The organism is Deltaproteobacteria bacterium (assembly GCA_005879795.1).
GTDB lineage: Bacteria > Desulfobacterota > Binatia > DP-6 > DP-6 > DP-6.
This window is the reverse complement of sequence record VBKJ01000036.1, coordinates 1-13,634: the sequence shown is the minus strand read 5'-3', so window position 1 is coordinate 13,634 and position 13,634 is coordinate 1. Positions and strand designations below refer to the sequence as shown.

Annotated in this window: 12 protein-coding genes; 4 read left to right on the top strand and 8 right to left on the bottom strand. The window is 71.2% G+C overall.

Going from position 1 to position 13,634, the window contains the following annotated elements; translation table 11 throughout:
• Window positions 1-574 precede the first annotated feature (574 nt).
• The 7 genes from E6J59_01505 to E6J59_01475 form a co-directional block, all read right to left on the bottom strand.
• Complete coding sequence (locus tag E6J59_01505) at window positions 575-1,186, bottom strand: hypothetical protein (protein ID TMB23650.1); 612 nt, start codon at window positions 1,184-1,186, stop codon at window positions 575-577.
• A gap of 737 nt (window positions 1,187-1,923) precedes the next feature.
• Window positions 1,924-2,346, bottom strand: coding sequence for a type II toxin-antitoxin system VapC family toxin (locus E6J59_01500; protein ID TMB23649.1), 423 nt, complete (start codon window positions 2,344-2,346; stop codon window positions 1,924-1,926).
• Window positions 2,347-2,348: 2 nt separating this feature from the next.
• On the bottom strand, window positions 2,349-2,627 hold the full coding sequence (locus E6J59_01495; GenBank protein TMB23648.1) for a type II toxin-antitoxin system prevent-host-death family antitoxin: 279 nt from the start codon (window positions 2,625-2,627) through the stop codon (window positions 2,349-2,351).
• Between the two features lie 111 nt (window positions 2,628-2,738).
• A complete protein-coding gene (locus E6J59_01490; GenBank protein TMB23647.1) occupies window positions 2,739-3,899 on the bottom strand; it encodes a hypothetical protein in 1,161 nt (386 codons plus the stop codon).
• Between the two features lie 108 nt (window positions 3,900-4,007).
• Window positions 4,008-4,775, bottom strand: coding sequence for an SDR family oxidoreductase (locus E6J59_01485; GenBank protein TMB23646.1), 768 nt, complete (start codon window positions 4,773-4,775; stop codon window positions 4,008-4,010).
• Window positions 4,772-5,767: a phosphotransferase family protein gene (locus tag E6J59_01480; GenBank protein TMB23651.1), complete on the bottom strand. Its 996-nt coding sequence runs from the start codon at window positions 5,765-5,767 to the stop codon at window positions 4,772-4,774. The genes E6J59_01485 and E6J59_01480 overlap by 4 nt, the downstream gene beginning before the upstream one ends.
• Before the next feature lie 44 nt (window positions 5,768-5,811).
• Window positions 5,812-7,116: an acyl-CoA dehydrogenase gene (locus E6J59_01475; GenBank protein TMB23645.1), complete on the bottom strand. Its 1,305-nt coding sequence runs from the start codon at window positions 7,114-7,116 to the stop codon at window positions 5,812-5,814.
• A gap of 111 nt (window positions 7,117-7,227) precedes the next feature.
• On the opposite strand from E6J59_01475, the gene E6J59_01470 reads away from it, so the two are divergent.
• The 4 genes from E6J59_01470 to E6J59_01455 all read left to right on the top strand — a co-directional run bounded on the left by E6J59_01470 (window position 7,228) and on the right by E6J59_01455 (window position 12,386).
• Window positions 7,228-8,361, top strand: a complete 1,134-nt coding sequence (locus E6J59_01470; GenBank protein TMB23644.1) for an amidohydrolase — start codon at window positions 7,228-7,230, stop codon at window positions 8,359-8,361.
• The gene (locus E6J59_01465; protein TMB23643.1) at window positions 8,358-10,043 is read left to right on the top strand and encodes a hypothetical protein; all 1,686 of its coding nucleotides are present in this window, start codon (window positions 8,358-8,360) and stop codon (window positions 10,041-10,043) included. Before E6J59_01470 ends, E6J59_01465 begins: the two co-directional genes overlap by 4 nt.
• A 199-nt stretch (window positions 10,044-10,242) precedes the next feature.
• Window positions 10,243-12,009 carry a hypothetical protein gene (locus E6J59_01460; protein ID TMB23642.1) on the top strand — a complete coding sequence of 589 codons (1,767 nt, stop codon included), beginning with the start codon at window positions 10,243-10,245 and terminating at the stop codon, window positions 12,007-12,009.
• Between the two features lie 17 nt (window positions 12,010-12,026).
• Entirely contained in the window at window positions 12,027-12,386 is a 360-nt protein-coding gene (locus E6J59_01455; protein TMB23641.1) for a hypothetical protein, read from the top strand.
• A 248-nt stretch (window positions 12,387-12,634) separates the two neighbouring features.
• Here E6J59_01455 and E6J59_01450 read toward each other — a convergent pair.
• Window positions 12,635-13,634 (bottom strand): DUF11 domain-containing protein (locus E6J59_01450; protein TMB23640.1); only part of this gene is annotated, 1,000 nt, incomplete at its 5' end.

Below are 13,634 nucleotides of genomic sequence, written 5' to 3'. Positions count from 1 at the left end.
CGACGACAGCCTCGAGAACCTGGTCGTCGCGCACGCGCGCTGCAACGCGCAGAAGCGCGACTTCCTCGCCGCGGCGGCGCACGTCGACCATTGGCGCGCCCGGACGCGCTCCGGATCGCCCGTGGCCGCCGAGCTCGGCCGCGTGGCCAAAGCGATCGGCTGGACACGCCATCCCGAGCGGACGCTCGGGGTCGCGCGGGCGCTCTACCTCCGCCTGCCGGAGGACGCGCGGCTCTGGCTGCGGGGCGAGGAGTTCGTCATCGTTGATCGTACGGCGCTCGAAGCGGCTCTGGACGCGACGGCCGCATGAACGGTTCGTCGCGATCGCGGCTCTCGGCTCAAGCTCCCGATCCAGGTTCCACCGGGCGGGGCAAGTGGACGTGGCGACGTCTTCGGGAACCAGTCCCGCCACTCGCAACGTCTCTGAGCATCGGACGGTCGCTCATGAGGGCGCGCCCTTGTAGTGGCGCGACGGAGAGCGCGTCAACGCCGGCGCGGCGGTGCGCAGCGCGCGAGGATGTGCCGCCACCCGTTCCTCGCCGTCGCCGCCTCGCGACGGACGTCTACGTATTCGTCACCGTCGACGCGCTCGTCCGACGGGCGCCACCCGGGCGGCGAGCTCCTCGACGAGCGCGAGGCGCGCCGCGCGCGTCTCGCCCAGCTCGACGATCCGGGCGTACGCCTCGCTGGCATCCGCGAAGGTCTCCCGCTTCCCGAACGCGATGTCGGGGAGCCACTCGCGGCGTCGCGTCTCCGGGAGCCCGGCGGTTCGACGCTTGCAGTTGTGGAAGACGTGCGGAGCCTCGTGGACCACGAAGTCCTCGAAGCGGCCGTTCGCGCGGAAGTATTCGCTCGATACCCAGCAGGTGGTCTCCTCGCTGATGCCGACGAGGTCCGGGGCATCCGGGCCAACGGGGCGCGCGCCGATGCTGCGGAGGTACAGGTTCGCGAGGCGCCAGGCGGTACCGAGCCAGCGAGCCTGCCGGACGACGTCGCCGACCGTCGCGGGCACGGAGCGAGCGAGCACGCCGAGGACAGCTTCCCGCTCACCGCGCGGGAAGAGCCCGCGGACCATCGGCTCGACCTTCCGCCGCGTGCGGTCCGTCAGGTCGACTTCGGCGATCGGCGTCGGCGGCGGTGGGCGCGACGCAAGGCTGTTCACCTCGGCGACGAGCGCGTCCTTCAAGGTCCGCTGCAGCGTGGCGACTCCGCGTGACGATGTCGCCCGGCCAGGGAAGGCAAAGCAGGTCGTCTTCGCCGGTGCGCAGGTAGAGCGATCGCGGTGCGCTGGCCAAGGGATCATGCCTTCACGCCCGCAAGGCTGTCGTCGAGCGCGGCGCGGAACGCCGGGAAGCGCCGCGTCCGTTCGCGCAGGTCGGCCGAACGGTCGACCGAATCGCGGCCGGACGTCACCGGGGACACCCGCCGCGCGCAGCACGGTGACGACGGCGGGTGTGTCGAGGCGCGGCTCCTCGAGCCCGTCGGCGGTCGCCACCTCGAGCACCGTACCCGCCGCGCGATGCAGCGACCCGGCGATCGCCTCGCGCAGCGACCCGGGAGGGCTCGCCCCCGAGCGCCCACGAGAGCACCGGAAACAGGACGTGCATTGGATGATCGTCCCGCGACCAGACGAGCCCTGGCGCACGGGGCAGCAGCGAGGCGGCTCCTCCAGGTCACCGGCGAGCACGGCGAGGAGCCCTTGGAGCCGTCCGGCGCCCCGCGGGCACGCCGCGCGCCGCCATCTCCGCACGCTTCGCGACAGCCGCGGGGTCGGGCCCGTCCACCAGAAGCCATCGGAGCAAACGGGGGAGCGTGGGCGCGACGCGCCACGCCGTCTCGCCGGTTCGGCGCGGCCCCGGATGGCGAGCGGCAGTGGGTCCGAGACAGCCATCCCGAGTCGTCTCGCGGCGCCCTGCCGCGACGTCACGCCTCGGGCAGCAACCGGAACCCCTCGCGGGCCGCAGCGTTTCCGAGCCGCACGTCGGCACAGACGAAGTCGTGTCCAACCGGCCGGTCGGACACCGCGACGAGAGCCGCGCCGAGCTGCATCGCGTCGGCGACCCGAAGCACGTGGGTAGCGACCAGGCGCATCGCTCGCTCCCGCACGGGTCCGAGCGCGGCTATCTCCGTCCAGGCGGCGGCGAGCTCTCCGAGCGCGGCGCGGGCGGCGGCGCGCTCGGCATCGGTCAAGTTGCCCTCGCGCGTCCGCCGCTCGATCGCCGAAGCGATCTCGACGGCCGAGACGGCCCACGTGACGATTCCGGCGCGGGCGAGTGGACGTACCGCTGACGTGTTCGTCTCGGCGACACAGAGCGCCACCAGGGCCGATGCGTCCCAGTAGCGCACGCTCAGAACCGGTCTTCGCGATCGTCGAGGAGCGCGCGTTGCACGGATGCCTTCGGCCGCGACAGCCGCCGCGTCAGGAAATCCTTCGGTAGCGGTGCGACCGGCGGACGCGCGAGACCCGACGCCACGAGTGACTCGATCTCGGCGTCGTCGGCATCCACGCGGATCAGGCGGGCAACCGGCCGGCCCCGGTCGAGGACCGTCACGCTCTCCCCTCGGGCCACGAGACGCAAGTAATGGCTGAGGCGGTTCTTCAGATCCGTGACTGCGGCCGTCTTCATGTGGCTAGAGTGGCGTGATGATCGCGGCCTGTCAAGCCCGTAAATGGACTGAGTCTCCAACCCCGGCGACGATGACCGCCGCGCGCCGGGATTTCGAGCGCCTCCTGCGCGTCAAGCAGGGCGCGCCGAGCCGCTACCAGCGCCGGATCCAACTCGCCAGGCTCGTTCATTGTGCTCCATCCATGCGATCAGGGCGTCTCCCTCTGCCGGGCCGCGCCCAGGGCTCGTGAGCAGATCCGCCACAACCTGAGTCGCGGCGGCAAAGACAATCCCGTCGCGTACCGCCGTACGATCGAAGACGACCGGGTCGAACGGCTCCGCCACCAGGAAGTTCGCGCCCGTGTCGGTGCGTCGCAGGTCGAGCTGTTCGGCCGCCTTCATACCGTCCTCGAGGTAGACGGCCCCGAGCCTCGGCGGCGCGACGGCCGATCCTCGGGGGACGGCGAGCGATCCGGTGACCGCATAGGTGCCCTTGTATTTTCGGAGCCGCTCCAGCAACGCGGGGAGGCCGCGTGGCGCCAGGCACGGCCACACTCGGTTCGTTTCCGTGAAGGCGTAGTCCTGCGCCCAGCGGCGAAGCGCACCCGCCCACTCGACCGACTCGACGAGGCCGCGTTCCTTCCTGCGAACCAGCGTCTCGCGGTCGAGAAGATCGACGACCCGCCAGGTGGTGGCGACGGGGGTGTTCGATCGCTCCGCGAGCTCCCGGATCCCGAACGGAGGGCGGAAGTCACACAATGCCCTCAGCGCGCGGCCGGCCCCGGGCCCCTTCAGTGACTTGAGGGGCCGCTCGACGGGCCACGGATCCGCGTCCGCCCCGCTGGTCTGGATGAAGAGCGCGGGCCTGTCGAGCGACAAGCGGAGATTGCCGGTCGCATCCGCGTAGCCCACCCCAGCCTCGACGAGCCGCCGCCGCGCCGTCGGGCCAAGGTAGCGAGAAACGACCATGAGGGGCGCCTTCCAGCTCTGTCGGAGTCGGCCGACGATCGCCGGGATGTCCCGTGGCTCCAGCCTTTCCTTCACCTCGACGGCCACACGACACGACTGGCCGTTCGGCGCCGAGACCGTGATGAGTGCGTCCGGGACGGCAGCCCGGGGCGTACCCTCCGCAACGAGGGACGCGCCGCCCGCGAACACCCCCCGCTTGCGACCGCGCGACCCGCCGACCAAGGCTTCCTCTCGAATGGCCCACCCCTCGGGGAGCGATCTGGTCACCGCCTGGAGCAGGTCGCGGAGAACCTCCGTCTCGGATATAGGCCTGTTCCGCTGCACGCGAAACAGGCTAGTTTATGAAACAAGACCCGTCAAGTGCCCTCGAAGCCGACGTTCTTGGTGAGGAGGTCGCCGTAACCGGCAACCTCCCTGTCAGGGTAGAGCGCTTCAGGGCACGCCGCCGTCCACCTTGAGGATCGATCCCGTGGTATAGCTCGCCGCATCGCTCGCGAGGTAGAGCGCCGCGCCGACGATCTCGGAGGGCTCGCCCGCCCGGCGGAGCGCGAAGCGCACGGCGTGCTTGGCGGCGAACTCCTCCAGGTTCCACCCGCGCGTGATGTCGGTGAGGAACGTCCCCGGCATGATGCAGTTGACGCGCACCTTCGGGCCGAACGCATGGGCGAACGCGACGGTCATGGCGTTCAGACCCGCCTTCGCGGCGGCGTAGGGCACGATGTCGCCGTAGGGTCGGATCGATCCGACGCTGCTCACATTGATGATCGAACCGCCGGCGCCCGCCGCCATGCGCGTACCGACGAGCGCGGTCAGCCGGAACGGGCCCTTCAGGTTGACGGCGAGGACCTTGTCGTAGAGCTCCTCGGTGACGTTCACCACGTGATCGTAGAGCGGTGACATGCCGGCGTTGTTCACGAGGACGTCGACCTTCCCGAAGGTCCCATAGGCGGCTTCGACGAGGCGGTCGACGTCCCGCCAGTAGCCGACGTGGCAGGCGTGCGCGAGGGCGCGGCGGCCCGTCTCCGCCTCGACCTCACGCGCCAGCTTCTCGCAGCTCTCGAGCTTGCGGCTCGCGATGATGACGTCGGCGCCGGCGCGGGCGAAGGCGAGCACCATCTCGCGCCCGAGGCCGCGGCTGCCGCCGGCCACCAGGGCGACGCGGCCCGTGAGGTCGAAGAGCTCGGCCGGGGTCCTCTTCATCGCCGAAGCGGCGTCGTGCGGGCCAGCTCCGCGGCCTTGCGGGCCATGTCGAGGACGACGTCGCCGAAGGCGGCCATCTTCGGGTTGTCGGCACCCCCCTGCACGTAGCGCGCGTACCCGCCCTCGAGGACGATCGCGATCTTGAAGCGCGCGAGGATCACGTAGTAGTCGATCTCGTCCACGGGGAGCCCGCTGCCGCGCGCGTAGCGCTCGCAGAGCTCCGCGCGGCGCGGCATGCCCGTGTAGTCGACGTAGCCCGCGTGGGCACGCTCCTCGTCGGGGTCGGGCCAGCCCATGAGCACCCAGCCGAGGTCGAGGAGCGGGTCGCCGATGGTTGCCATCTCCCAGTCGACGATGGCGGCCATGCGGGCCGGCGCGCCGTCGCGGAACATGACGTTCGCGAACTGGTAGTCGCCGTGGAGGATGCCGGGGCGGTAGGAGCGGGGCGTGTAGCGGCGAAGCCAGGCGGCGGCCTCCTCGATGCCGGGGAGGTCGCGGAAGCGGAAGCGCGCCAGATGCGCGAGCCAGCGGTCCACCTGCCGCTCGTGGAAGCCCTCCGGCCGGCCGAAACCCTCGAGGCCGCGCGCGCGCCAGTCGACGCGCGCGAGCTTCGCGATCGCATCGACGAGCTCCCAGGCGAGCCCCTGCCGCGCCTCGAGGTCGGTGTCGAACGGCGGCGGCCAGCCGCCGGTGGACATGCACGACCAGCCGTCCACGTACTCCATGAGGAAGAAGCAGGCGCCGAGGACCGACGGGTCGTCGCAGCATGCGAGCACGCGCGCGTGAGGCACGTCCGTGTCGCGGAGCGCGGCGAGGACGCGGTACTCGCGCAGCATGCTCTCGTTCCGGCCCTCCGGGACCCGGAGCGGCGGGCGCCGCAGCGCCAGCCGGACCTCACCGCGACGGACCTCGAAGAGCTCGTTCGAGGCGCCGCCGGTGATGAAGCGGCACGCGACCGGCTCGCCGCGGCCGGGGAGCCCGCGCTCGTCCATCCAGCGCGCGAGCCGCTCGGGATCGACCAGCGCCGAGCCGCCGCTCACAAGTTCCCCACCTCCCGCTCGAGGTGCTCGGCGAAGCGCGCCCGCGCCTCGGCCACGCGCTCGGGCAGGAAGGCACGCGGCCACAGGCCCTCGTAGGGCCGGTACTGCTTGAGCACCTGCTTCGCGACCGTCACCTTGTGCACCTCGCTCGGCCCGTCGGCGATGCCCATCACGGGCACGGTCATCCACATGTGCGCGAGCGGCATCTCGTTCGAGCAGCCGAGCGCCCCGTGCACATGGAGGGCGCGGCGGACGACGTCGTGGAGGACCTCGGCGGTCTGGACCTTGACGGCGGCGATGTAGGTCCGCGCCGCGTCCTTGTGCCCCTTGTCGATGTGCCAGGCGGCGTACAGGACGAGCAGGCGGAACTGCTCGAGCTGGATGAAGGAGTCGGCGATCGCCTGCTGCACGAGCTGCTTCTCGGCGAGCGGGCCGCCCTGTGTCCGGCGGCTGAGCGCCCGCTCGCACATCATCTGGAGCGCCTGGCGCACCGTCGCCACGGTGCGCATCGCGTGATGGATGCGGCCGCCGCCGAGGCGGGTCTGTGCGATCAGGAAGCCCTGGCCCTCGCCGCCGAGGAGGTTCTCGCGCGGGACGCGCACGCCCTCGTAGCGGATGTAGGCGTGGTGGCCGTGGCCGAGCGGCTCGTGGCCGAGGCCCGCCAGGCGCACGATGTTCAAGCCCGGCGTGTCGCGCGGCACGAGGAACATCGACGCGCCCTGGTGGACCGGCACGTCGGGGTTCGTGATCGCCATCGCGATCAGGAACTCGGCCAGGTCGGCGTGGGAGGAGAAGTACTTCTCGCCGTCGATCACCCAGGAGTCGCCGTCGCGCACGGCCCGGCAGCGGAACTCCCGCGGGTCGGCGCCGCCCTGCGGCTCGGTCATGGAGAAGCAGGAGACGATGTCGCCGTCGAGGAGCGGCTGGAGGTACTTCCGCTTCTGCTCCTCGGTCCCGTAGTGCGCGAGGATCTCCGCGTTGCCCGAGTCGGGGGCCTGGCAGCCGAAGATGTTCGGCGCCCACATCGACCGGCCGAGGATCTCGTTCAGCAGCGCGAGCTTCACCTGGCCGTAGCCAGGGCCGCCGAGCTCGGGGCCGAGATGGCAGGCCCAGAGGCCGTGCTTCCTCACCTCTGCCTTCAGCGGATCGGTGATCTTCTTGTACACCGGGTTCCGCCGGTCGTAGGGCGCGGCGGTGTCCGGGAACGCGAGGTCGAGCGGCTCGACCTCCCGCCGCACGAACGCGTCCGCCCAGTCGAGCTTCTCCTGAAACTCGGGCTCCGTCTCGAAATCCCAGGCCATCAGCGTCGCTCCCCTTGGTGAGTTTGGGCCATCATCCTCCTTCTGCCACAATGACTGCCCGCTCGGGAACATCATTGACGCGCGCCCTCCGTCCGTCGCACAGTGCGCGCCATGTCCGAGCCGGTCGTGGACGCGGACGGCCACGTCTGCGAGCCGCCCGACCTCTGGACCACCCGCCTCCCGCCGCCCCTCCGTGAGCGTGCCATCCGGCTCCGCTGGAACCAGGACACCGGCTTCGACGAGGCCTGGGTCGAGGACTGGTGCATCACGGACCGCGGGCTGGTCGGCCTCGGCAACGCCGGCACCTCGTTCGCGGACCTCGGGCGCGGACGGCGCTACGTGGACGGCCACCCGGCCGGCTTCGACCCGCGCGAGCGGCTCGCGGTCCTCGACGCCGAGGGGATCGACGCCGCCGTCCTCTATCCCGGCCTGGCGCTCAGCCTCCCCGCCATTCACGACCCCGCGCTCGCCGTCGCCTCGTGCCGCGTCTACAACGACTGGATCGCCGAGTTCTGCTCCGCCGATCGGCGGCGCCTGTTCGGCGTCGCGGCCCTCCCGCTCCAGGATCCGGCCGCCGCCGTCGCCGAGGCGCGCCGGGCGGTGCGCGAGCTCGGCCTGCGCGGCGTCTTCTGCCGTCCGAACCCGCTCAATGAAACGCTCCGCCAGCTTCACGACGACGCTTTCGAGCCCGTGTGGGCGGCGCTCGCGGAGCTCGACGTGCCGCTCACGTTCCACCCGGCCGGGCTCTGGGACATGCCGGGCACGTCGCGCTCGATGGCCGGCCTCATGGCGCCCGGCACCCACCACGCCCTGATCCTCTTCTTCGACAACTACCTGACGCTCGCCAATCTCGTGTACGCGGGCGTGCTCGAGCGCCATCCGCGGCTCCGCGTCGGCGTCCTCGAATGCGGCGGCGGATGGATCGCGCACTGGATGGACCGGCTCGACGAGTTCGTCGAGAGCTACGGCTGGCAGCTCTCGCACCTCCGCCTCAAGCCGAGCGAGTACGTGCGCCGCCAGGCGTGGATCTCCTTCGATCCCGGCGAGCATACGATGGGCCCGCTCACACGCTTCCTCCCAGCCGACCACATGATCTGGGCGTCGGACTTCCCGCACAGCGACGCGAAGTACCCCGGTGTGGTCGCCGAGCTGCGCGAGCACACGGCCGACATGACACCCGCGGCGCGCGCGGATCTCTTCGGAGCGAGCGCGCTCCGGCTCTACGGTCTTCCCGCGCCCGCATGAGGTGGGACCTCGTCGTTCGCGGCGGACGCGTCGTCGACGGCACGGGCCTCCCGCCCTTCACCGCCGACGTGGCGGTGCGGGACGGGCGGATCGCGCGTGTCGGACGGGTGGACGGCCCGGCGCGGCGCACCCTCGACGCCGCGGGTGCCGTCGTCACCCCAGGGTTCATCGACGTGCACACGCACTACGACGCGCAGCTCGACTGGGATCCCGTGGCCTCGCCCGCGTCTTGGCACGGCGTGACCACCGTCCTCTGCGGCAACTGCGGCTTCACGCTCGCGCCGGCGCGGCCCGAGGACACGGGCTGGCTCGCGCAGATGCTGTCACGCGTCGAGGGCATGGCGGGCCCGGCGCTCGCGGCGGGCCTCCGCTGGGCGGGCGGCTCCTTCGGCGACTTCTGGCGGCGCGTCGAGGGCCGGCTGGGCGTGAACGCCGGCGGCTACGTCGGGCACTCGGCCGTGCGCCGCTGCGTGATGGGCGAGGCCGCCTCGGAGCGGCGCGCGACCGCGGCCGAGGTGGCGGCCATGCAGGACCTCGTGCGCGCCGCCCTGCGCGAGGGCGCGCTCGGCTTCTCCACCTCGCAGCTCGACATTCACGTGGCGCACGACGGCCGCGGGGTGCCCTCGAACCATGCGGCGCCCGACGAGGTGGTGGCCCTCGCCGGGGTGCTCGCCGAGTTCGGGCACGGCGCGATCGAGATCATCCCGCGCAGCTTCGTCGAGGGCATGAACGCCGCCGACCGCGAGCTCCTCCTCGCCTGCTACCGCGCCGCCGGGCGGCCGCTCGAGATCCAGACCCTCACGCCGCTCCTCCCCGCCTGCCCCGACGGCTGGGAGGCGAGCCTCGCCTTCGCGCACGAGGCGTGGCGCCAGGGCGCGCGCATCCATCCCATGCTCGCCACCAACCGGCTCGGCGCGCACCTGACCCTCGGCTCGACCTTCCTCTTCGACGAGCTGCCGAGCTTTCGCGAGACCTTGACGCTGCCACCCGCGGCGCGCGCGCGCCGCCTCCTCGAGCCGGCCGTGCGCGAGCGCATGCGGCGCGAGCTCGCCGATCCCACGGGGCGCGCCTTCGTCTTCGTGTGGGACGTGGTCTCGGTCGAGCGGGTGTGCGACCCGGCGCACCGCGCGTGGGTCGGTCGTGCCGTCCCCGATCTCGCCGCCGAGCGCGGGCAGGACCCGCTCGACTGTTTCCTCGATCTCTCGCTCGCCGAGGACCTGGAGACGCAGTTCGTGCTCGAGATGCCGCCGAGCGACTACTTCCGCGAGTGCACCGCGCGCCTGCTGCGCGATCCGATCGTCATGGCCGGCTCGAGCGACGGGGGCGCGCACCTCCTCTCCTTCACGGGCGCCGACTACCCGACGCGGCTGCTCAGTGAATGGGTGCCCGACGTCCTCCCGCTCGAGGAGGCGGTCCGCAAGCTGACCGGCGTGCCGGCGGCGGTGCACGGCCTTCGCGACCGCGGGGTCGTGCGCGAGGGCGCGTGGGCCGACCTGGTGATCGTCGACCTCGCGCGGCTTCGCGCCGGCGCGACCAGCCTGGTGCACGACTTCCCCGGTGGGAGCGGGCGGTTCGTGGTGGACGCGGAGGGCTACGTCGCGGTGGTCGTCAACGGCGAGGTGCTGCTCGAGAGCGGTCGGTGGACCGGGGCGACGCCCGGGCACGTCCTGCGGGCCGGGTGAGCGCGTCGGTCAGCGGCGTCGTCTGGGAATACGTCGGCACGGACCACAACCCCGCTGACTTCTGGACCGGCATCGCGTACGCGCCAGCCATGACCACCCGCGCATTTCGACGCGTCGCGCATCGACAGCTCGACGGCGACACGCTAGGGATCCGGGGCAGGTCGCGCACGGGTTGCGCCCCACGACGGGAGGCAAGACCATGCAGATGCTCCGTTCGCGCACGCTCGCTTTTGCACTCGGCCTCGTCGCAGGCGCCATTCCGACCGGGGCGAAGGCAACCTTCATCGACAGCAACCTGGCGGCCTCGGCCACGGCCCACCTGAACGGGGGTGGCTGTTATCCGACCCCGCTCGTTCCGGGCTTGCTCGACATGCTCACGCTGATCGATCCCGAGTGGGCGGCGGTCGACGTCGACTCGCACCTCCCGCCGCTCTCGGATCCGGTCACGATCCACGGGACGGTGGCCCTCGCCAAGGTCAACGAGGCGGGCGACTTCCCCGGCGACCACGTGACCGACGACGAGAACACCTTCATCACCGTCGACGCCGCCGACATGGGACTCGTGGGAACGGGCAACGTCCACCCGATGGAGGGCGTGGAGGCGGGCACCCTGGAGGTGGAGTGGGAGATCGGCAAGTACCCGCTGTTCGCGTGGCCGGGGACCGGCGACCGCCTCACCGGCGTCGGCCGCTGGATCTGGGACTGCGGGCACCCCAACCCCAACCCCGCGGGCTCCTGCTCCACCACCATCAGCCAGCCCTGCGCGATCGACAGCGACTGCGCCTCGCCCACCTGTGAGACCTGCGTCGGCGGTGAGACCTGCGTCGGTGTAACCTGGAACTACCACAGCGAGATGCACCCGCCGCAGGCGCTCGCCGTCACCCGCACCGGCGGGTACAGCTACTCGAAGCTGAACCGGCGCGCGGGCCGGCTCTCCACGCGCACGGACGTTTGGATCAGCCCGGATGGGGGCGGCGCCGGCGACCAGTGCTTCCTCACGCACCGCCCGAACCCGGTCGCCCTCCTCAGGCTCGAATGCTTCCCGCTCAGCCAGCCGCTCGCCAACGTGAACGCGAGCGACTTCGCCTTCGACATCACGCTGCCGCCGAAGCCCGCGGGCCAGACCCGGCCGCCACGCGTGCAGGTGTTCGACCAGACGCCGGCCGGCCTCCCCAAGCCCGCGGTCACCACCACGTGGATCCCTGGGGTCGTCGATACGATACACGCCGTCGTGAACATGACGACGCCCGTGGACGGCACCCTCCCGAGCATGGTCGGCAAGACGATCATCGCCCGCTGGATCAACGACCCGACGCCGATCACGCCCCTGCGCGTCAGGGTCACCGGCATCGAGATCCTGAACCCGCTCAAGGCCGTGACGCCCGCCCTCCCGGCCAGGCAGCGCTGCTCCGTGACCACCAGCCAGGACTGCAGCGTCACGCCGTGTCCCGTGGGGGAGACCTGCCTCACGTTGGGCGGTCCGACGCCGGGATGGCAGGTGTGGTTCGAGGTCAACGGCCACTGGCAGCAGCTCCCCGGGCTTTCGCGCGTGCAGACGCCGGGCACCATCCCCCAGAACCTCATCTACACCGTCGGAATACCGGCCGGCGGCACGCTTCACCTGCACGCGAGCGGCAAGAGTCTCGCGTGCCTCGAGGCGCAGCTCTACGGCCAGTCGATCGCGCGCGACCTCACGCTCTATGGCCTCACCGACGGCGCCACCTGTCTCACCGACGCCAGCAAGGACATCGGGCGGTTCGACATCTCGCTCAGCGGCCCCGACTTCGGCAGCGGCGGTAGCTCGATGGCCTACGTCACACCGAGCGTCGGCGGCGACGGGGGCACTTGCTCCATCACCACGACCCAGCTCTGCGTCACCGACGCCGACTGTCCGGGCGGTCCGAGCGACACGTGCGTGGTGACGGGTGGGTCCTACAAGCTGCACTATACAATCAGCAAACCCTGAGAGGACGGGAGAACATCATGCGCGCGCAGATGACGGCACTCGGTGTGGCGCTGGTGGCATTCCTGGCGACGTCGGACCCGGTGAGGGCGGTGACGATCGCCGATCTGCGGGCGAACCCCGACGCCTACGACCACCGGGTGGTCACCGTGATCGGCACGGTGGAAGTCACCCTTCCCGTCAACGGCGAGAGCGGCTACGAGCTGCGCGACGGGCCGGCGAAGGTCGACGTGCTGAGCCGCGGCAGCCCCCCCGCCGTGGGGGACCGTCTATCGGTGACCGGCACCGTCAAGGTGTTCCACGAGGGCGATCCGGGAGAAGCGGAGTCGCGGACCTTCCCGCCGTTCATCTTGGAGTCGTCCCGCGCGCCGGCGCCGTAGGCGACCCTCGTGCTCGGTGCGGCAGTCGTCGCGACCGCCCGCCCGCACCCGACAGTCGTTTATCCCGCCAACGCGTGCGTGAGCACCAAGCAGAAGGGGGCAGGCAACTTCTGCGAGGGCGTGCTCAAAGCCTGGGCCGGCTTTGAAGGAGACGGCAACGCCGGCAAGCGGGACGCGCAAGCGGATTCTGACTTGCGGGATCGAGATCGACCAAATGGATGAACGCTCTGTGAGCCTATCCCGCCGACTCACGGCTTGACCGTCGTCGTCTCGCTCGCCGTGTTGTTGCTCGTGTCGGGGTCGACCGGCGCGACCGCGGCGACTGACGCCGTGTTGGTGACCGTGCCATTCTTGGTCGGCCGGACGACGATCGCCACCGTCGCGGATCCGCCGTCCCCAATATCCCCCAGCGCACAGCTGACGGTCGTCCCTTTTGCGCTACAGCGCCCCTGGCTGGCCGTCGCGGACCTGAACCGAACGTTGCGGTCCAGCGTATCGGTGAGGCTGACACCGCGCGCAGGTTCGAAGCCGTTGTTACTCACCGTCACGGTGTAGGTGAGCAGGGCGCCGGCCACTACCGGGTCGGGGTTATCGGAGATCGTGACGGAGAGGTCGGCGCCGTGAGCGGCGCCGAGCGACCCCGAGACCGTGAGCGCCGGGTAGACGTTCACGTAGTAGCGCTTCTGCACGCCGCCGCTGCTGAGCTTGACGAGCATCCCGCGGGTGTCGATGTTCGAAGCATTCGGCTGGTCGGCGCCGTCGAAGTCCATGAAGTCGCCGTTGGCGTCCACGCGCCGGTCGCCGAACGCGCCGATTCTCGGCAGCGCCACGATCGTGCCGCTGTTCGGATGGCCAGGCTTGGGATCGAGTGCCGTCGAGCCCGGAGCGGCGAGCCAGATCGCGACCGCGTCGGTCGGGAAGTGACCCGGAGCACCCTGATCCGGATGATCCGGCGGTCCCACGTAGGCGTTCGTCAATGTGCCGTCCGCCTTGACGTACCGCCCCAGGCGGATCTCGGCGATGGGGTCGGGATTTGCGTCGAGCAGGTCGGTGAGCTTGTGGGCGAGGAGATTTGCTGCGGTCGGGCCGAGTGCCTCGTCCTCCAGCGCGTGGCTGTGATTGTGCGGATCGCTGGTGCAGTCCGTCGGCGTGAAGGATCCCGGCGTGTCGTACAGGAACGACCAGGGCGGCTTCTCGTAGCCGATCAGGTCGTCTCCGAGCCCGACCTGGAAGCGGTACTTCGCGCTG